Origin of the sequence: uncultured Psychroserpens sp., from assembly GCF_947501425.1 — a bacterium.
Lineage (GTDB): Bacteria > Bacteroidota > Bacteroidia > Flavobacteriales > Flavobacteriaceae > Psychroserpens.
The window spans coordinates 245,996-264,524 of the sequence record NZ_CANMVN010000002.1 but is presented as its reverse complement, the minus strand read 5'-3'; the positions used below and the strand labels follow the sequence as shown (position 1 = coordinate 264,524).

19 protein-coding genes and 1 riboswitch are annotated in these 18,529 nt (G+C 34.8%); of the genes, 10 read left to right on the top strand and 9 right to left on the bottom strand.

The window, feature by feature from the left end; genetic code table 11:
• Positions 1-10 precede the first annotated feature (10 nt).
• Positions 11-922, top strand: coding sequence for a FecR family protein (locus tag Q0951_RS03700; RefSeq protein ID WP_299334403.1), 912 nt, complete (start codon positions 11-13; stop codon positions 920-922).
• Positions 906-3,197, top strand: coding sequence for a TonB-dependent siderophore receptor (locus Q0951_RS03695; protein WP_299334400.1), 2,292 nt, complete (start codon positions 906-908; stop codon positions 3,195-3,197). The genes Q0951_RS03700 and Q0951_RS03695 overlap by 17 nt, the downstream gene beginning before the upstream one ends.
• Here Q0951_RS03695 and Q0951_RS03690 read toward each other — a convergent pair.
• The gene (locus Q0951_RS03690; RefSeq protein ID WP_299334397.1) at positions 3,194-3,745 is read right to left on the bottom strand and encodes an acyl-CoA thioesterase; all 552 of its coding nucleotides are present in this window, start codon (positions 3,743-3,745) and stop codon (positions 3,194-3,196) included. The two genes, Q0951_RS03695 and Q0951_RS03690, sit on opposite strands and share 4 nt — an antisense overlap.
• Positions 3,746-3,753: 8 nt before the next feature.
• Positions 3,754-5,076 (bottom strand): DNA recombination protein RmuC, encoded by a 1,323-nt coding sequence (gene rmuC, locus Q0951_RS03685; RefSeq protein WP_299334394.1) that lies wholly within the window; start codon positions 5,074-5,076, stop codon positions 3,754-3,756.
• 88 nt (positions 5,077-5,164) lie between these two features.
• On the opposite strand from rmuC, the gene Q0951_RS03680 reads away from it, so the two are divergent.
• On the top strand, positions 5,165-5,524 hold the full coding sequence (locus tag Q0951_RS03680; protein WP_299334392.1) for a hypothetical protein: 360 nt from the start codon (positions 5,165-5,167) through the stop codon (positions 5,522-5,524).
• A gap of 4 nt (positions 5,525-5,528) precedes the next feature.
• Here Q0951_RS03680 and Q0951_RS03675 read toward each other — a convergent pair whose 3' ends face one another.
• Genes Q0951_RS03675 through Q0951_RS03665 form a run of 3 tightly spaced genes read right to left on the bottom strand, consistent with a single transcriptional unit; the run spans position 5,529 to position 8,451 of the window.
• On the bottom strand, positions 5,529-6,323 hold the full coding sequence (locus tag Q0951_RS03675; protein WP_299334391.1) for an ABC transporter ATP-binding protein: 795 nt from the start codon (positions 6,321-6,323) through the stop codon (positions 5,529-5,531).
• A gap of 10 nt (positions 6,324-6,333) precedes the next feature.
• Positions 6,334-7,344 (bottom strand): iron ABC transporter permease, encoded by a 1,011-nt coding sequence (locus Q0951_RS03670; protein WP_299334389.1) that lies wholly within the window; start codon positions 7,342-7,344, stop codon positions 6,334-6,336.
• Entirely contained in the window at positions 7,345-8,451 is a 1,107-nt protein-coding gene (locus Q0951_RS03665) for an ABC transporter substrate-binding protein (protein ID WP_367179737.1), read from the bottom strand. It lies immediately after the preceding gene.
• 239 nt (positions 8,452-8,690) lie between these two features.
• Positions 8,691-8,907, top strand: a riboswitch (cobalamin riboswitch).
• Positions 8,908-8,933: 26 nt separating this feature from the next.
• Between Q0951_RS03665 and Q0951_RS03660 the strand changes: the two genes are divergently transcribed.
• Positions 8,934-10,904 (top strand): TonB-dependent siderophore receptor, encoded by a 1,971-nt coding sequence (locus Q0951_RS03660; protein ID WP_299334383.1) that lies wholly within the window; start codon positions 8,934-8,936, stop codon positions 10,902-10,904.
• Between the two features lie 34 nt (positions 10,905-10,938).
• On the opposite strand, the gene Q0951_RS03655 is transcribed toward Q0951_RS03660, so the two are convergent.
• Positions 10,939-12,375 (bottom strand): S41 family peptidase, encoded by a 1,437-nt coding sequence (locus Q0951_RS03655; RefSeq protein WP_299334381.1) that lies wholly within the window; start codon positions 12,373-12,375, stop codon positions 10,939-10,941.
• 169 nt (positions 12,376-12,544) lie between these two features.
• Between Q0951_RS03655 and Q0951_RS03650 the strand changes: the two genes are divergently transcribed.
• The 4 genes from Q0951_RS03650 to Q0951_RS03635 are packed head-to-tail and all read left to right on the top strand — an operon-like array spanning position 12,545 to position 14,682.
• Positions 12,545-13,054, top strand: a complete 510-nt coding sequence (locus tag Q0951_RS03650; protein ID WP_299334379.1) for a sigma-70 family RNA polymerase sigma factor — start codon at positions 12,545-12,547, stop codon at positions 13,052-13,054.
• Positions 13,041-13,547, top strand: coding sequence for a hypothetical protein (locus tag Q0951_RS03645; protein WP_299334377.1), 507 nt, complete (start codon positions 13,041-13,043; stop codon positions 13,545-13,547). Before Q0951_RS03650 ends, Q0951_RS03645 begins: the two co-directional genes overlap by 14 nt.
• A 12-nt stretch (positions 13,548-13,559) precedes the next feature.
• The gene (locus Q0951_RS03640; protein WP_299334375.1) at positions 13,560-14,129 is read left to right on the top strand and encodes a DUF4252 domain-containing protein; all 570 of its coding nucleotides are present in this window, start codon (positions 13,560-13,562) and stop codon (positions 14,127-14,129) included.
• A gap of 10 nt (positions 14,130-14,139) precedes the next feature.
• The gene (locus Q0951_RS03635; RefSeq protein ID WP_299334373.1) at positions 14,140-14,682 is read left to right on the top strand and encodes a DUF4252 domain-containing protein; all 543 of its coding nucleotides are present in this window, start codon (positions 14,140-14,142) and stop codon (positions 14,680-14,682) included.
• 147 nt (positions 14,683-14,829) lie between these two features.
• On the opposite strand, the gene Q0951_RS03630 is transcribed toward Q0951_RS03635, so the two are convergent.
• Together Q0951_RS03630 and purB are read right to left on the bottom strand one after the other, a co-directional pair.
• Positions 14,830-15,027: a hypothetical protein gene (locus tag Q0951_RS03630; protein ID WP_299334371.1), complete on the bottom strand. Its 198-nt coding sequence runs from the start codon at positions 15,025-15,027 to the stop codon at positions 14,830-14,832.
• Between the two features lie 4 nt (positions 15,028-15,031).
• Complete coding sequence (purB, locus tag Q0951_RS03625; protein WP_299334368.1) at positions 15,032-16,375, bottom strand: adenylosuccinate lyase; 1,344 nt, start codon at positions 16,373-16,375, stop codon at positions 15,032-15,034.
• Positions 16,376-16,464: 89 nt separating this feature from the next.
• Between purB and Q0951_RS03620 the strand changes: the two genes are divergently transcribed.
• Positions 16,465-17,445 carry a DUF1028 domain-containing protein gene (locus Q0951_RS03620; RefSeq protein ID WP_299334366.1) on the top strand — a complete coding sequence of 327 codons (981 nt, stop codon included), beginning with the start codon at positions 16,465-16,467 and terminating at the stop codon, positions 17,443-17,445.
• Here the strand turns inward: Q0951_RS03620 and Q0951_RS03615 are convergent.
• Complete coding sequence (locus Q0951_RS03615) at positions 17,442-18,008, bottom strand: adenylosuccinate lyase (RefSeq protein ID WP_299334363.1); 567 nt, start codon at positions 18,006-18,008, stop codon at positions 17,442-17,444. The genes Q0951_RS03620 and Q0951_RS03615 overlap by 4 nt on opposite strands.
• 48 nt (positions 18,009-18,056) lie before the next feature.
• Here Q0951_RS03615 and Q0951_RS03610 point away from each other — a divergent pair, with 48 nt between their 5' ends.
• On the top strand, positions 18,057-18,524 hold the full coding sequence (locus tag Q0951_RS03610; RefSeq protein WP_299334360.1) for a heme-binding domain-containing protein: 468 nt from the start codon (positions 18,057-18,059) through the stop codon (positions 18,522-18,524).
• Positions 18,525-18,529: the final 5 nt, after the last annotated feature.

Genomic DNA, 18,529 nt, shown 5'->3' with positions numbered 1-18,529 from the left:
ACATCGATTTATGAATAAAGAAGATCAAATCAAAAAGTGGTTAAATGATGAGTTAACTCCTGCCGAAAGAAAAGCTTTCGAGCAAGGAGACGACTTTCCATTGCACAGGGCTATTATCGATGGAGCAAAACAATTTGAAGCCTCTAAGTTTTCACAAGCAAAGACCTTTGATGATTTAAAGGAGGTTTATGATGCTAAAGCATCAACAACTAAATCTATAGATTGGTTTAAGCCATTATTGCGCATTGCTAGTGTAGTCGTTATTGCTTTAGCTGTATATTTTAGTTTTTTTAATACTAATATGACTCACATACAAACTTTGGTAAGTGAGAAAACTACCATTGAACTTCCAGACCAATCTCAAGTGACTTTAAATGCGGATTCCGAAATTGAATACAGTGAGAAAGATTGGACTAACAATAGGCAATTAGAACTTAAAGGTGAAGCCTATTTTAAGGTCGCTAAAGGAAAAACTTTTGATGTGATAACCTCACAAGGAACAGTCACAGTCGTGGGAACAGAGTTCAATGTAAAACAACGAGACAAGCTATTTGAAGTCCACTGTTTTGATGGTATTGTTAAAGTAACTTCAGGAGCAATTACTGAGCAACTATTGGCTGGTGATACATTCAGAATGCTAAATGATAATTTCTCTCAGGATAAAACAACATTTTCTAAACCACAATGGATTCAAAACAGAAGTAATTTTAAAGCCATTCCTTTTAATGCAGTTATTGCTGAAATGGAACGTCAATATAACATAAAGATCAAACTAGAAAATGTAGATGATAACCGATTATTTACAGGAGGATTTATGCATGATAATATTGAAAACGCACTGTTATCTGTGACGCAACCAATGGGTTTGTCTTATAAAGTTAATGCATCAAATGACGTTGTAATTCATGGCGATAAGAAATAAACTCTGTTGTTTATGTTTCCTTTTGAGTATGAGTGCTTTTGAGATTAATGCTCAAGAGGCTAAGATCAAGTTGCCACTAACTGAAGTTTTTATAACACTCCAAAGTCTATACAATATTCAATTTAATTATGCTGAAGATAGCCTAGATGGTATATTGATCATTCCACCTGAAGAAGATTTAACATTAGCTGAAGTATTGTCTTACCTCGAAATGAATACTGAGTTTTCATTTAAAGATCTGGATGGTAGGTTTATTCTGGTTGGTTTAAAAGATGTCCCTTTTGAACTTCAGCAACTCTCAGAAATTGTATTGTCTAAATACATCGTTAAAGGCATTACTAAAATAAGTGATGGATCTTATGAGATTGATTTCTCTCAGTTTGGTATTCTTCCTGGATTAATAGATACTGATGTGTTACAAGCTGTACAAGCTTTTCCAGGAATTCAAAGCATAAATGAAACAGTTTCTAATATCAATATCAGAGGTGGATCTCATGATCAAAATCTGATTCTTTGGGATGGCATTAAAATGTATCAGTCTGGACATTTTTTCGGATTGATCTCTATGTTCAATCCACAAATCACTCAAAAAGTTAGTGTTCTTAAAAATGGGACAGAAACGGCATTAACTGATGGTGTATCTGGAACAATTGCTATGAAAACCGAGACTAAGGTCAATGATGATTTTAATGCTAGTATAGGTGTCAATTTTATTGATGCCAATGGTTTTGCAGATATTCCTTTAGGCGAAACATCCTCACTCCAGATAGCTGCCCGAAAATCAATAAGCGATTTTACCGAAACACCCACCTACAGCAATTACTTTGAACGTATAGCACAGGACACTGAAGTTGAGAATAATGCTATGGATATTGTTAATTCTGATCAGGAATTTGATTTCTATGATACGTCTTTGCGCTGGATTTATACTATTTCTGAAAAAGATCAACTCAGAGTCAATTTCTTAAATGCCAGCAATGAGTTGAGATTTAATGAAACGTCCAATACTGATAATATCATGACATCTCGTCAAAGTAGTTTAAGGCAGAATAGTATTGCTGGTGCAGTGCAATATAAAAGGATATGGAATAACACATGGCAAACTACGTTTGAAGCCTATGAAACCGATTATAAACTCAAAGCTATTAATGCTAATGTGTTAGATGAACAACGGTTTTTACAAGAAAATATAATTTCTGAAACCAGTTTAAAACTGAAAATAAATTATAAAATACATGATAAGCTCCAATGGCTTAATGGCTATCATTTCGTAGAAACTCAAATTACAAATCTTGATGATGTTGATGTGCCACGTTTTAGATCCTTAGTGTCTGAAGTTGTAAGAACACATGGTTTGTTTTCGCAATTGAATTATAGATCTTCAGATAGAAAAACCAACTTAAATTTTGGTTTGAGATATAACTATATCGGTAAATTCAAAAAGCATATTCTTGAGCCCAGATTAGCATTTAGTCATAAGTTTTTTGATGATTTTTCTTTGGATGTGTTGGGTGAATTCAAACATCAAAACACGTCACAGGTCATTAACTTTCAGAATGATTTTCTGGGAATAGAAAAAAGGCGTTGGCAGTTATCTAATGATAAAGACATTCCTGTTATTCGAAGTAAGCAAATTTCCGCAGGATTAAGTTTCAGTAAAAAAGGATGGTTGCTCAGCGCTGATAGCTATTACAAATATGTAAATGGGATAACGACCCAAAGTCAGGGGTTTCAAAATCAATATGAGTTTGTAAAAACCAGAGGGAGTTATGGTGCCTTTGGAGTTGATCTTATCTTGAGAAAGCAAATTAAAGATGTTACAGCATGGCTTAGTTATTCGTATCTCAATAGTGATTATCGCTTTGATACTTTAGAAGAGCAACGTTTTCCAAACAACTTTGACATTACCCATACCATCGCTTTTGGTGCTGTATATACACTTGAGCATTTCAAACTTTCGGCTGGATTAAATTGGCGTACCGGAAGACCTATAACGCTTCCAGTTAATGGGAATGCTATTATAGATAACACTATTAACTTTGAAGCATCTAATTCGAGTCGAATACAAGATTATTTAAGAATGGATGTGTCAGCACTTTATGATTTCAAGTTATTGAAAACCACAAAAGCTGATTTTGGAATTTCAGTATGGAATGTTTTAAACCGAACCAATCAGATCAATAATTTTTATGGCATTGCCAATGATAATCTTACTGAAACTGTACAGACTTCACTAGGAATCACACCTAATGCCGTATTGCGTATTTATTTTTAATAATTATCTGGCAATTCTACCTTAACACGATATTGTTTTAATTCGTCGAGATAATCAATATGAGAGAAATCTTCACTGTCAAACTCTTTTTGTCTGGATTTTTTAGTTTCAATACGCTTAATAGATTTTAGGAACCGTTTAACTTCGGTTTTGTCATTAACGATCAAACCCGGAACCTCCACAGAATTACCATCATCATCTTTAGCAACCATAGTAAAATAGGATGAGTTACAATGCTTGACCTCACCAGTTCTAATGTTTTCAGATTCTACGCGTATGCCAACAACCATTGAGGTGCGACCAACATAATTAATGGAGGCTTTCATAGTGACTAATTCACCAATTTCTATCGGATTAAGGAAGTCTACAGTTTCCACAGAAGCTGTTACACAATAGGTTTCAGAATGTTTTGAAGCACAACCAAAGGCAATTTGATCCATGAGATTTAGAATATAACCACCATGAATTTTTCCACTGAAATTGGAATGTGATGGTTGCATGAGTTGCGATATGCTAATTCGTGATGAATCTATGGTTTTGTAAGTCATATGATGAGTTATTCGTCTGTACTTTTCGCACGTTTGATGATGGTCTCAGGAAGTGATTTTTTTGCTTTAGCTCCCATTTTTTTAAGTTTCTCAACGCTAGTGATGAGGTTTCCACGACCTTCAACAAGTTTATTCATTGCTGAAGAATAATCGCGTTTAGCATCATCAATTTTTTTACCAACACCAGTGAGGTCCTTCACTAAGCCTTCAAACTTGTCGTATAATGCACCAGCTTGTCTGGCAATTTCAATAGCATTTCGTTGCTGCTTTTCGTTATTCCACATGGTATCTATGGTACGTAGTGTTGCTAAAAGCGTAGCAGGTGTAACAATCACAATATTTTGCTCAAATGCTTTGTTGTAAAGTGTATTGTCTTTGTTGATTGCTACTGCAAAAGCAGGTTCTATAGGAATAAATAATAACACAAAATCAGGCGATTCTATATCATAAAGATCCTGATAGTTCTTTTCTGAAAGTTGATCAACATGCTTTCTTATGGAATTGATATGCGCTTTCAAATATTGATCGCGTTCCAAATCATCAGCATTGACATAACGCTCGTAATCGGTAAGCGATACTTTACTATCTATGATCATTTTCTTTTTATCAGGTAAATGCAACACCACATCTGGAAGCACGCGTGTTCCGTCTGGCAAGGTGAAACTTTGCTGGACGTAATACTCTCTATCTTTTTCTAAACCAGATTTTTCAAGGACACGCTCCAGAACCAATTCGCCCCAATTTCCTTGCATTTTACTATCGCCTTTTAACGCTTTGGTTAAATTAGTAGCCTCTTTAGTCATCTGCTGGTTGAGGTCTTTTAGTCCTAATAATTGTTCTTTTAAAGCCGAATGCATACTAATGCTTTCCTTTTGTGTATCCTCAACTTTCTTTTCAAATACCTGAATTTTTTCCTGCAACGGATTCAAGATATTCTTGATGTTCTCTTTATTCTGAAGGGTGAATTTTTCTGATTTTTCGTCTAAGATCTTATTGGCAAGAAGTTCAAAATCTTTACGCAGTTGCTCCTGACGTTCCTCAAGTTCTTCATCACGCTTTAAGTTTTGCTGCTGAAGATTTTCGTACTCTGTATTCTTTCTGGTTAATTCGGTATTTAAAAACTCTTTTTCACGTCTAATCGCTTCACGTTCACTTTCCAGACGTGATAAGTTTTGTTTGAGATCTTCAATGGTAACCGACATCTGATTTTGGCGTTCCTCCAAAGTACTCTGTTCGCTTTTACTTTTCAGCTTAATAAAAAGCATACCTAAATACGCACCAATAGCTGCTGAAATAATAATGGCAAAAATGAGAATGAGATTGTCGTTCATAAATGGAATAGAAATTTATTCAAAGATAAATGATTTGTTTGCAAAATGAACTCATGGAATTATTTAAATTTAAGGAAGTTTATTACAAATGACAATTTCAGAAGAAAAACGATTAGTTAAGCAGTTTTATTTGGTTTCACTACTTCTCAATGTGGTTTTTCCGTTGGTATATGTGAGGATTATAGTTGGCGATAAAACAGGAGAAATTCAATTTCTATATATAAGTGTAACCGTTTTAGTTATTTTCAATGCGCTTGGTTATGCAGTGTATTTCTTGATTCCAGATTTTATTACGTCCAGAGATAAAATAGCGACCTTATACTTTCCTACATTATTGCACATAGGATTATGTATCGTTTCAAAAGAAATATGGCCCATTGTAGTATACACGATACTTTTGAATTCAGTATTTTTTTTGATTTGGAATCGGAAAAACAAAAGCCAATAGATTATTACTTTTTTACTCTGAAGCTCCCCGTTTTTTCATCAAAACCAATTAGGTCTTTTGGGAATAAGGTGTCAAAAACACCTTTTGTAATCAGGTTGCATGGTGCATCTGAGATCACTTGATCTTTAGTCATAACCACCATGGTATCGCACAATTGAATGGCCAGATCAATCTCATGTGAAGAGAATAATATGGTCTTATTAGTGTCTTTGGCTAATTTCTGTAAAAGCTTTAGTATGTAGGCTTTGTGATACATGTCTAAATGTGTGGTGGGTTCATCTAGAATAATCAAATTGGTGTCTTGGGCCAGTGCACGAGCAATCATTACTTTTTGTAATTGACCGTCGCTTAATTCAAAACATTTACGGTGTTTTAAGTCGGTGATATTGGTAAGCTCAATCGATCTGTCGATGATATTGATATCCTCCTCACTAAGGTTACCAACCCAATTGGTATATGGTTGTCGACCTAAAGCCACCAATTCAAAAACCGATAGATTTTTAGACATCAGCTGTTCTGTCAATACCAGACTCATTGTTTTGGCCAGATCTAATGCCGAGTAACTATCTAGTGATCTGCCATTAAGATGAACTTGTCCAGCTAGTGATTGCTGTATGGTAGTTAAAGTTCTAAGCAGTGTAGATTTTCCAATACCATTAGCACCTACCAATCCAATAAGTTCACCTTGTTTCAATTCAATATTAATATGGTCAGCAATCACAGAAGTAGAGGTCTTCGATTTATAACCTATTGAAAGATTATTGGTTTTAAGGATGATATGTGGTTTGTGTTCTGTCACTAATAACTGTTTAAAATACCATTTTTCGTTGTCTTACTAATAGCCAAACCACCACAGGAGCTCCAATTAAAGAGGTAATAGCATTTATTGGTAAGGTATAATCGCTGGTTGGAATTTGTGCTATACTATCACAAATAAGCATCACAATAGCGCCAAATAAAAAGACGGCTGGTAAAAGGATCTTATGATTTGAAGTATTAAAAATTTGTCTGGTCATATGCGGAATTGCGAGTCCGATAAAAGCAATCGGTCCAGCAAAAGCCGTGATGGTTCCCGCTAATAAGCTGGTGGCTAAAATGATGATCAAGCGACTCTGTTTGATGTTTAAGCCTAAACTTTTAGCATAATTTTCCCCAAGTAATAAGGTGTTTAATGCCTTAATGGAAAATGTAGTCAATAGTATTCCGATGAGATAAATACAAAAGAAAATCAGAAGTTCACTCCAGGCTAGGTTGCCCAAGCTTCCAAATCCCCAAAAAATATACTGTTGAAGCTGTTCCGCAGAACTAAAATAGGAGAGTACACTCACAACTGCAGCCGTAATACTTCCAAACATTAAACCAATGATGAGGATAGCCATAGTATCACGCACTTTGGATGATACCAATAAAACTGCAAGAAGCACTAAAAAACTACCGAGACTTGCTGCGATAACTATACTCCATTTTGAGACTAATGCTACTGCGAACGCACCACCAAATAATCCAGAACCGAGAATTACCAAAGCGACACCTAAGCTGGCTCCAGAGCTTATACCTAGTACAAAAGGACCAGCCAGAGGGTTTTTAAATAAGGTTTGCATGAGTAACCCAGAAATACCCAATCCTGAACCTACTAAAATTGCAGTAAGGGCTTTGGGTAATCTGTAATTCTGAATGATATAATTATCTGAGAGACCAAAAACACTTCCGAAAACATCATCCAAAGGAATACTTACAGATCCTAAGCTAATATTTGCAAAGAAACACAGCAATAAAATAACTGTAAGACCTATAAACGAATATGTAAATTTAGTATTCAATTACTTTAAGGGTTTGAAAAATGTGGTTTCGTAATCTGAAAGTAATTCAGGATGACATACTTTAATCATATCTTTGAGCACCAGATCAGGTCTTGAAATTCCCAATTCATAATATAATACACCACCAGTTTTACCAGTCGTGTTAGAGAATGTAAAAACAGATCTATTCTGAAACGCATCAAACGCTGTATAATGAGCGTTGGAGGCTTCTAGAGCTTCATAACTTATATAATAAGATGGACTTAACCATAATTGGGCATCTTGAGCTTTTTCATAAACCGCTTCAAAACTTAGCGCCAAACTTCCTGCATCTTTAGTGTCACTCCATAGGTAATTCACATTGGCATCTTTTAAAAATTGCGCTTCCGGACTTGTACCACTTGGGAGATACCACACATCTTTGTGCATAGCACCACACAATACTGTTGGTTGGGAAGTGGCATTAGATGCTATAGATTTGGCTTCTAAATAATCAGTTTCAATTTGCTTAAAAATAGATTTGGCTTTGTCGTCTTTGTTATACAGCGCTCCAAAGAACTTGATCCATTCAGCCTTAGCTAGAGGTGATTTTTCTACCCAATCACCATTGTAAATTACTGTTATTCCTGCTTTTTCTATGGTTTCCATACTCTTATTGGTGCCATCAACACCAAAGGCAACTACTACATCAGGACGTAATTCTAAAAGTACTTCAGTATTAATACCTTCGTTTTTTCCTAATTCTCTTATGCTATTATTATCGATTCTGGCTCTGGTTTTTTCCGAAGATACATAATCCGTTCCGGGAAAACCAATTAAGGTTTGCTCTACACCAAGCAGTTCGAGTGCTGGAATATGCGTGGTAGAAGTCACTACAATAGTCTGAATAGGTGTGGTTAAGATCCCATCAAACTCATTCTTATTTAGTGTTACTTTAGGCGCATTTTCCTTCGGTATCATAGCAAACTTATAATGTTTATCTGCTTTAGGCCATGGGTTTTTAATATGCAGCACATCGAAGAGCTCACTATGATCAATTGCAAATCCTTCAGCATATAGATTTGTGTTTTGTTCTTGTAAAGGCGGAAGTGTTCTACTTAAGCCTTTATCCTCTTTGCAACTTGTCACAATGAGAAGTAAGAAACAGATAATAATTATGTGTTTGTTGTGTAACATTTGTAACTGCAAGATCGAAATATGATTTCTAAATTTGATTAAAATTATGATTATGAGTGATAATTCAAATGTAATAATATATATAGCAGGTGCCCTCATATTCCTTCATTTTTTAATTGGATTTATTTATCTGTTTTATAAAATGAATAAGAAAAAATAGAATTTATTAGTTTCTATTTATAAAAGCATCTACCTTAGCTGCGAATTTAGGTTCAATACTAATTTTAATTGGTATTGATTAAAAGGGAATCTGGTGCGAAAAATTATTTTCAAGTCCAGAACTGTTCCCGCAACTGTAAGCTACAAAGCTTGCTATTACCTTCAATGTCACTGTTCTAATAGTTTCAGAATGGGAAGACCAATAGCAAGACGCAAGTCAGGAGACCTGCCAAATTCAAACATCAAAGTTAAACTTTCGGGATAAAAGTTTGCGTATGATAATCCATGCGATTCCGAGTAATTATTATATTACAATGTACACAAAAACAGGACTTTTTGGTATACTGGCTATTGGTATATCTAGTTTGGGTTTTGCACAACAGCAAACCGATTCATTAAGCATTGAACAATTAGATGAGGTGGTGATCACCGATTCAAAATTCAAGTTAAAACGAGAAAATTCTGGTAAGGTCATTACCAAGATCACACAAAAAGAACTTAAAAATCTGCAAGGAAGATCAGTTGCAGACGTCATTAATGCTACTGCTGGTATTGAAATTAATGGTACACGTAGTAATGCAGGTCAGAACTTGAATTACTTTGTGCGTGGTGGTCGAAACCGACAAGTACTGGTGCTTATCGATGGGATTGCTGTAACTGATGCGTCGCAGATTGCCAATGATTATGACCTCCGTTTACTTAATGCTGATCAGGTGGAAAGTATTGAGATCTTAAAAGGAGCATCTAGTTCACTCTATGGTACTGGAGCCGCAACTGCTGTAATTAGTATTAAACTGAAAGAAGCTTCAAAAGATAATTTTGCTGTTAATTTGAGAAGTACCTTGGGTAGCAATCAATCACAAGACGAGAATGATTATGCTATAGAGAATTTCTTAAACAGTATTTCTATCAATGGAACTTTGGATGCGTTTACTTATTTGGCAAGTTTCGGACATCAATTTACAAACGGACTCTCGGCTTTAGCAGCTGGTGAAGAGGCCGACGCTTTCAATACCTACAATGGGTATTTGAAATTGGGCTACAAGTTTTCTAATACATTCAAACTGAATGCTTATGCAAGTTTTGACGATTTTAAAGCTGAATTTGATGACGGTTTTAACTTTTCAGATGCAGATAATGTGTCATTGACCAATCAGTATAGAATTGGTATATCTCCAGAATTTAAATATAAGAATGGAAGCATTACACTTAATGCTGCATATAACAATGTAGAGAGAGAAATTGAATCGGGATTTCCAACAAAGTTTAATGCTGATAGCTATGTTGCCGATTTGTACAATCGTTATAATTTTAATGATCAGTTCTATACAGTTCTGGGTGTTAATGCTCAGCAAAATGACATTGAAAGCTTCTCCATTCCTTTTGGAAGTTCAGATTTTAACCAGGATATCAATCCTGAGGATGCTACATTTACTATTGTTGATCCTTATGTCAATGCAGTATATGTTTCAAATTTTGGATTAAATGTCAACGCTGGTTTACGAATTAATAATCATAGTGAATATGGAACACATTTGGTGTATAGCGTGAATCCGTCATTTAAAAAAGATCTCAATTTTGGCTACGTTAAAGGTTTAGCCAGTTATAGTACAGCGTTTATTGCACCTTCACTATTTCAGTTGTTTGAACCCTCCTTCGGAAATGCAGAATTACAACCAGAAGAGAATGCTACAATTGAAATTGGAGCAGAGTTAGGCGTTAAAGATAAAGCTACTATTAGTGTAGTATATTTCAACCGAAATGAAAAAAACTTTGTGGATTTCGTAGATCAAGGAAATTTTGTATTTCAGTATACAAACATAGAAGATGAATTTACCGCAAGCGGAATAGAATTGGTAGCTGACGTAGCATTGACAAAATCTTTAAAGTTGAGAACTAATGCTACTTATACTAAGGTAGATGACGACCTGAATTTAAGAATTCCGGAAATTAAAGTCAATGCAGCTCTAAATTATCAAGTAAATGACAAAACGTTTATGAGTTTAAGCTATCAGTTTAATGATGATCGTGACGATGCCTTTTTTAACAGTGATACTTTTGCAAGTGAAACCGTTAATTTAGAGTCGTTTAGCCTATTAGATTTTTATGTGAGCCATAAAATAGCAAAAGATAGGGTAACAATTTTTGCAAATATGAACAATGTATTGAACGAAGCGTATGAAGAGTTATTTGGTTATACAACCAGGGGACGAAATATTAATATAGGGTTTACGCTAAGTTTATAATGAAAAAGCCACTTGAAAAAGTGGCTTTTTTATGTTATTCAAATTGTAATCGATCCAGAAACAAGTCGTTTTCAATATACATGCTTTCTTCAAAAGGTTTGATATTAACCCTGTTTTTCAGTGATCTAAATTCAGTTTGTGAACTAAATCGACCTAGACCTTGTATGTCTGCAATAGCAGCAGCCAAAAGCGGCTCATTTACATCGCCTAAGGTTCCAAAATTTCTAGGGGATTCTACAAGCGTTATATCTGGAGTTAAACCTGTTGAAGGTACTGCAAGGTCGTTCACATTTAAAGAATTGGCAACTAAAGGCTGCATTGCATAAGTATGATTAGGATTGACACCATTTGCTGATAGATCAGGAGAGTCGTAAATGGTTACTGAGGCTTGAGTTTTACCTGTGGTAGCATCACCAATTTGAACCACATCAATGTAAGCGCTTAAACTGTTTATTACAAGCTCACTGGCAGATGCAGATCTTTGCGTAGTGAGTACATAAACTTTATTTAAATTCAAACTATTAATAGAATTACCATCAAAACTATTTACAAAATTGAAGTTTGAATTTAATTCTTGCAAGTCGTTATTATACACCAATTTAGAGTAGATATCGCCATTGAATTGTCCAGTAATCATACTTCCAAGTAGTGATGCGGTGTTTACGGATCCTCCAGGATTATATCTGAGATCTAAAACTAGGTGTTGAATATTGTTGGCCTGAAATTCAGCAAATGCAGAATTAAGCTGATTATTAAAATTTGAATTAAACCCATTGTATACCAGATATCCAACATTTTCACCATCTACATCAATAATTTCAGTTTGATGTACAGGGTTTTCAGTATAAACTTCTTTGGTGAGCATGACGGTTTCAGTAGAAGAATCGATGGTATCATCATCTACAGTTTCGGTACCATTATCATTGTAAGCAGCTAAGTTAAGCGTGTAAGTGTCTTGATTTAATAATGTGTTTAAGTTATTAGTATTCAATGGTGTATTATCTACAGCATCAAAAACTTGTCCGCGTTGTAATCCTAAACCACTTGCAACACTATTGTTAAGTACTAATCTTATAATACCAAAGACTTCTGTGTCACTACCTGGTTTTAAATAAAAATTAAACTCTAATCCGTTGCTTTTAGAAGTTCCGGCCAATGCTTGTTCAAATTCGATATAATTAGGAATAATTACACTAAAACGATCAATGGTCTCACGTTCATAGATCAGGCTTTCAAATAAAGTTTCTGGCATTGCAAAGCTGTTGAGATAGTTTGCATATTCCTCATTAGACGTAAAACGATCATTAGACAGGTCAGGAACATCATCTTTATAAAGGTATACTACATTCATGCCTTTCCATACAAAATCATTAATCTCACTGGCTGAAATGGCATTATCATCTCTATCTTCAAAACAATTTGTAAGTGACAGGGCTACCAGTAACAGTAGACTTAGTTTGAGTAGTCGCATAATTTTCTTTTTCAATTTTATAACATAAACCAATGGGCTATTGGTCTATTAAACTATAAATTTACTTACATTATTGTAAATTAAAAAATATCGTGTAACAAAATTGATACATACTCGTCGTAATGATAAGAAGCGAAATAATCACTCGTTTTGAACTAACAAACCACAAATGACAACAACTGATTTTACAAAATTAGTAATGCCTTTTAAGGATAAGGTCTTTAGACTAGCGAAACGACTTTTAGTTTCTACAGAAGAAGCTGAAGATGCTACGCAGGAGATTTTATTGAGATTGTGGAAGAACAAAGCGAAAATCGCCGAATACAAAAATGTAGAAGCCTTTTCGATGACCATGACAAAGAATTTTTGTTTAGATAGACTAAAATCAAAACAGGCACAAAATTTGAAAATCGTTCATAGTAATTATCAAGATAATAACACCGCGTTACAAAAGCAGGTTGAAAATAAAGATAGTGTAGATTGGGTATCGCGAATTATTGAAGAATTGCCAGAACAGCAAAAAATAATATTACAGCTCAGAGATATAGAAGATTATGACTTTGACGAGATTGCGAAAGTAGTAGATATGAATCCTACAGCCATTAGAGTCGCTTTATCAAGAGCCAGAAAAACAATACGAGAAAAATTAACTAATACACATCGTTATGGTATTAAATAGTATAGAAAAATTACTGGAAAAGTATGACAATGGTGAAACAACCCTAAAGGAAGAGCAGCAACTCAAGACGTATTTTGCTCAAGACAATGTCGCTCCTCATTTAGAGTCGTACCAAACCATGTTTCAATACTTTAACAACACTAAACAAGAACTATATACAAAGGACGTTCCATTAAAACCTAGAAAAAACTACATATATCAATGGATTTCTGTCGCCGCATTATTAGTTCTGTCTTTAGGAATTTTTACACAAATTGGAGGTAATACAGATCCTCTATCAGATCTTACACAAGAAGAACGAATGGCTTATAACCAAGCTGTAGAAGTTTTTGATCTTGTAGGATCAAAATTCAGTCAGGGAGAAAGTAACATTGCAGCTTTTGGCTTGATGTCTAACAAACTTTCTGAAGGTGTGGAGAAATTCGAACACGTTTCTGAATTTTCAGAAACAACCAATAAAATTTTTAAATCAAAGAAAAAACAAAACAAGTAAAAACTAGAAATTATGAAGAAATTAATATTAATCATCGCAATAGCTTTAACAAGTGCAGTGTCTTTTGGTCAGAGTATGTTTGAAAAATACGAAGACATGAAAGGCGTAAGCTCTGGAGTTATCAATCAGAAAATGTTCAGTATGATCGCAAGTATCGACATCGATCTTGATGATCCTGATGCTCAGAAATTCATGGAAATGGCAAAGAAGATTGAAAGCGTAAAAATCTTAAGCACTGGTGATAAAGGTATTGCTGCCAGCATGAAAGCAGATGCAGAAAAGCACATCAGAACAGCTAATCTTGCAGAATTAATGCGTTTCAAAGATGGGAATCAAACCGTGAAGTTTTATGTCAAAGAAGGAAAAGATGAAAATCATGTTAAAGAGTTGTTCATGCATATTTCGGGTTTGAAAGAACTTACTAAAGATTCTGATATTACAATTAATGGTGAAAAGCGTGAGTTTGAAACTGTTGTAGTATCTATCACTGGAGACATTGATTTAAGAGAAATCTCTAAAATTACAAGCTCAATGAATGTTCCTGGAGGAAAGAATTTAGAAAAAGTAGGTAAAAAACAATAATATGAACCTCATGAAAACATCAATCAAAACTATAATCAAGATGTTAATTCTGGTTGTGACTGTACAAAGTTGCAACCAGGATCTAACATTGCAAACGTTCTACGTGGACAATGAATTACAGCCAGGATATACATCATTAGATGTCCCGGTAAGTATGCTTAAAATTGACGAAGAAGCATTGACAAAAGAGCAAAAGGAAGCTTATGAATCTGTAGATAAGTTAAGCATGATCGCTTATGTTGCCGATGATACAAATCAGGATAAAATGCAGGCCGAGTATGAGATATTGAAAGAGATCCTTGAAGATCCTAAGTATGAAGAGTTAATGCGCGGAAATGCAACCGAAGGGAAATTCGTAGTTAAATGTATTGGAGATGGTGATGACGTGGATGAATTTGTACTTCTCGGACATTCATTTGATACAGGATTTGCAGTTGTAAGAATTCTTGGAGATGATATGAATTTTACTAAGATCATGCAATTGGCTAAAGTACTCGATGAAAGTAATATTGAAGAAAGCCAAATCAAAAGCATTACAAAGTTTTTTAAATAACTGACCCTTATTTAAAATGTTAATAGGGAACCACTTCAATATTTTGAGGTGGTTTTTGCTTTTAGGGTTATATGCCTTTAGAAAAGCACAGGGTGTCTTCAACTGTTGAATATATCAATGTACCATCTATATCAAAAATTACCGAAGTCATTTCTGATCTGTTGGTTTTTCAGAGTCTTTTAAAATAATAAGTATTAAATAAATACCGAGTAAGGCAAATGATGAAAATAAAATAGCTTTAACAATGAGGTAATCCAGAATATCTAAAAGACCAGATAAGAAGAATCCAGAGACGATAAGTCCAGAGAAGACAAGTGTCAATGTATTTCTAGTAGGTGTTTTCAACGGTTTAGATTCCAGTATAATTGCTTGGGTTAATGGCTTTTAATTCAGCTTTAATTGCTTCGGAAACATCTAAGGTATTAATAAATTCTGAAATAGAGCGTTCATTGATTGTTTCGTTAGTTCTAGTTAGACCTTTCAGTGCTTCATAAGGGTTAGGGTAGGCCTCACGACGCAAAATGGTTTGAATGGCTTCAGCAACCACAGCCCAGTTATTCTCTAGGTCTTGAGCAAACTTTGACTCGTTAAGTAGTAATTTGTTCAGTCCTTTCAGTGTTGATTTAAATCCAATAAGTGTATGTGCGAAAGGCACACCTACATTTCTCAACACAGTACTGTCGGTCAAATCACGCTGTAATCTCGATATTGGTAATTTAGCAGATAGATGCTCAAAAATAGCATTAGCAATACCTAAGTTACCTTCAGAGTTTTCAAAGTCTATCGGATTTACTTTGTGTGGCATAGCACTACTTCCAACTTCTCCTTTTTTGATTTTCTGTTTAAAATAGTCCATCGACACATAAGTCCAAATATCACGATCGAGGTCAATAATAATGGTGTTGATTCGTTTTAATGCATCAAATAAAGCTGCCATATGATCATAATGCTCTATCTGCGTGGTTGGGAAGGAATGTTGTAACCCTAGTGTTGATTGTACAAAATTGGTTCCAAAGCTCTTCCAATCCATGTCAGGATAGGCTACTTTATGAGCATTATAATTTCCGGTAGCACCACCAAATTTTGCAGCACTTGGGATATCATTAAGTAAATTGAATTGTTCTTCTAAACGAACAACAAATACTTGTATTTCTTTACCTAATCGAGTAGGTGAAGCAGGTTGCCCATGTGTTCTGGCAAGCATAGGAATGGCTTTCCAATCTTCAGCAAGAGCCTTAAGCTTTTTTAAAAGCTCAAAATATTCTGGAACATACACATCATTCATCGCTTCTTTGATGCTTAATGGAATTGCCGTATTATTTATGTCTTGTGAAGTTAATCCGAAGTGAATAAATTCCTTATACTTACTTAGATTTAATCTATCAAATTGTTCTTTAATAAAGTATTCAACGGCTTTAACATCATGATTGGTAACAGCTTCAATGTTTTTTATAGCCTGAGCATCTTCAGGTGTGAAAGTTTTGTAAATGGCTCTTAACTCATCAAACACAGTAGAGTCAATATCTGAGAGTTGCGGTAAATTAAATTCGCACAAAGCAATAAAATACTCGATTTCAACCAGAACACGATACTTTATAAGTGCTTCTTCTGAGAAATATGGAGCGAGATTACTGACTTTACTTCTGTATCGACCATCGATAGGAGAGATGGCATTAAGGGATGATATTGACATTAGTTGTGTGTTTTGAAGCAGCAAAGATAGCAAAATCAAGCCGTAAATTGAAGATAATTTGGTTATCTTAGGACATAAAATTATTTACAATGAACAAGGTATTTTTATTCATAATTATTTTAAGTTTCCAATCCATGTATTCTCAAATGTATAAACAATCTGAACCGTTCACACATACCTATTCTATTGTTGCCAGAGACTCTGTAACTGGTGATATTGGTGTTGCAGTGCAGTCGCATTGGTTTAGTGTTGGAACTACGGTAACTTATGGTAAGGCAGGAGTTGGTGTAGTAGCTACACAATCGTTAGTTAATCCTAGTTATGGGCCAAAAGGATTAGCATTGATGGAGCAAGGTCTAAGTCCGCAACAAGCTCTTGATGCATTAATTGCTAATGATGAGGGAAAAATGTATAGACAAGTTGCCTTTTTGAATGCTAATGGTGATGTCGCGACGCATACTGGCAATTTATGTATTGAAGCTGCTGGGCATCGACAAGGAAAAAACTTTTCTGTTCAAGCCAATATGATGCTCAAAAATACAGTTTGGGATGCTATGGCTGATACTTTTGAAAACACACAAGGATCCTTGAGTGAGCGAATTATGGCTGCGATGAAAGCAGCTCAAAGTGAAAAAGGAGATATTCGCGGAAAACAATCTGCAGCAATATTAATAGTGAAAGGGGAAGCCACAGGCAATTCATGGGAAGATACCATTATGGATCTTCGGGTTGAAGACCATGAGAATCCTGTTGCCGAATTGGAGCGTTTAATAGAAATGCATAAGGCTTACGATTTTATGAATAAAGGCGATCTGGCAATGGAAGCTGGAGATTCTAAACTGGCTGAAAACATGTATTTAAATGCGCAGCAATTATTTCCTGAAAACCTGGAAATGCAATACTGGTATGCCATAAACTTGCTAAATAACAGGCAGTTTGAAAAGGCTTTCCCAATTTTGAAATCAATCTTTAAGCAAGATGAGAATTGGCGAGAATTGACTGCACGATTGATGAAAAGTAAACTCTTAGCAATTTCCGAAGAGGAATTGAAACAGATTTTAAAACTCTAGTGTTTTTTTATTTTCTTTAAAATATGTCGCGCTCTGGCTTTAAATCCTGAGCTTTGCATTTGGTAATCGCGTTCCAGAATCATGACTAACTCTGGATGAATCCAATCATAATCTTGACCCAGAAGATATAAGGTATTCATAGCATAAGCTTTGGGTGCAATTTTTTCATCATTAATCATCCAATCAAAACAAGCTTCTACAATGCGCTCTTTATGTTTAGCAAGTAACACAGATTTGATTTGATTGTTATGTTTTGAATAGTAAGCCGTGATCAAATACTCGCAAACTTTAGCTACTGGTCTAACTGCAGAATCCAAATGGACACGATGGATGTTTTCAGTAAAATTATCTAAATACGGAATTGAAGCCTCAAGACGTTCTCCACACATAAATTCAAATACCCAAGCAGCTCTGCAGGATATTTTGTCATCTACCATAAATAAAATATCCAACAATTTTGGAATAAGTTCAGGATTAGCAATGACCAAATTTGCATAATACAAGCGTTTCTCACGAGAGTGATTAACGTAATTTAATTCTTCATAAAGTTCTTCGGTAGTCAAATTGATTTTCTTATTTTTAACGCTTCTAAATTACATAATATTAAATAGATGAAAATTATAAAAAAAATCCTTGTTGCGCTATTAATTGTATTCATCATCATGCAATTTTTTGCTCCAGATAAGAATCAAGGTGATATGGCGTCCATAGATGCATTTATAGCAGATACCAATCCGCCAAATGACGTTCATGAGATTTTAAAAACCAACTGTTTTGATTGTCATAGTGATGTGACCAAATATCCTTGGTACAATAGCATTACACCTGTCAACTATTGGATAGCAGATCATATAGAGCATGGGAAAGGTGATTTTAATGTTTCTGAATGGGAATCATATTCTCTTAAGAAAAAGGATCACAAACTGGAAGAATTGATAGAAGAAGTTGAAGAAACCCATATGCCTCTGCCTTCTTATACTTATACTCATGGTAATCTAACTGATGAGCAAATTAAACTTGTTGTGGAGTGGGCTAAAAATGTACGACTTAAATATAGCCTGGAACCAAAGCCACAATAATTAAC

What these genes read in the sequence shown, in the direction of transcription:
- Q0951_RS03690 (WP_299334397.1), bottom strand. Translation starts at nt 3,745, where the DNA reads ATGACTTACAAAACCATAGATTCATCACGAATTAGCATATCGCAACTC.
- Q0951_RS03635 (WP_299334373.1), top strand. Translation starts at nt 14,140, where the DNA reads ATGAAAACATCAATCAAAACTATAATCAAGATGTTAATTCTGGTTGTG.
- Q0951_RS03640 (WP_299334375.1), top strand. Translation starts at nt 13,560, where the DNA reads ATGAAGAAATTAATATTAATCATCGCAATAGCTTTAACAAGTGCAGTG.
- Q0951_RS03680 (WP_299334392.1), top strand. Translation starts at nt 5,165, where the DNA reads ATGACAATTTCAGAAGAAAAACGATTAGTTAAGCAGTTTTATTTGGTT.
- Q0951_RS03650 (WP_299334379.1), top strand. Translation starts at nt 12,545, where the DNA reads ATGACAACAACTGATTTTACAAAATTAGTAATGCCTTTTAAGGATAAG.
- Q0951_RS03660 (WP_299334383.1), top strand. Translation starts at nt 8,934, where the DNA reads ATGATAATCCATGCGATTCCGAGTAATTATTATATTACAATGTACACA.
- Q0951_RS03700 (WP_299334403.1), top strand. Translation starts at nt 11, where the DNA reads ATGAATAAAGAAGATCAAATCAAAAAGTGGTTAAATGATGAGTTAACT.
- Q0951_RS03695 (WP_299334400.1), top strand. Translation starts at nt 906, where the DNA reads ATGGCGATAAGAAATAAACTCTGTTGTTTATGTTTCCTTTTGAGTATG.
- Q0951_RS03620 (WP_299334366.1), top strand. Translation starts at nt 16,465, where the DNA reads ATGAACAAGGTATTTTTATTCATAATTATTTTAAGTTTCCAATCCATG.
- rmuC (WP_299334394.1), bottom strand. Translation starts at nt 5,076, where the DNA reads ATGAACGACAATCTCATTCTCATTTTTGCCATTATTATTTCAGCAGCT.
- Q0951_RS03645 (WP_299334377.1), top strand. Translation starts at nt 13,041, where the DNA reads ATGGTATTAAATAGTATAGAAAAATTACTGGAAAAGTATGACAATGGT.
- purB (WP_299334368.1), bottom strand. Translation starts at nt 16,375, where the DNA reads ATGTCAATATCATCCCTTAATGCCATCTCTCCTATCGATGGTCGATAC.
- Q0951_RS03610 (WP_299334360.1), top strand. Translation starts at nt 18,057, where the DNA reads ATGAAAATTATAAAAAAAATCCTTGTTGCGCTATTAATTGTATTCATC.
- Q0951_RS03655 (WP_299334381.1), bottom strand. Translation starts at nt 12,375, where the DNA reads ATGCGACTACTCAAACTAAGTCTACTGTTACTGGTAGCCCTGTCACTT.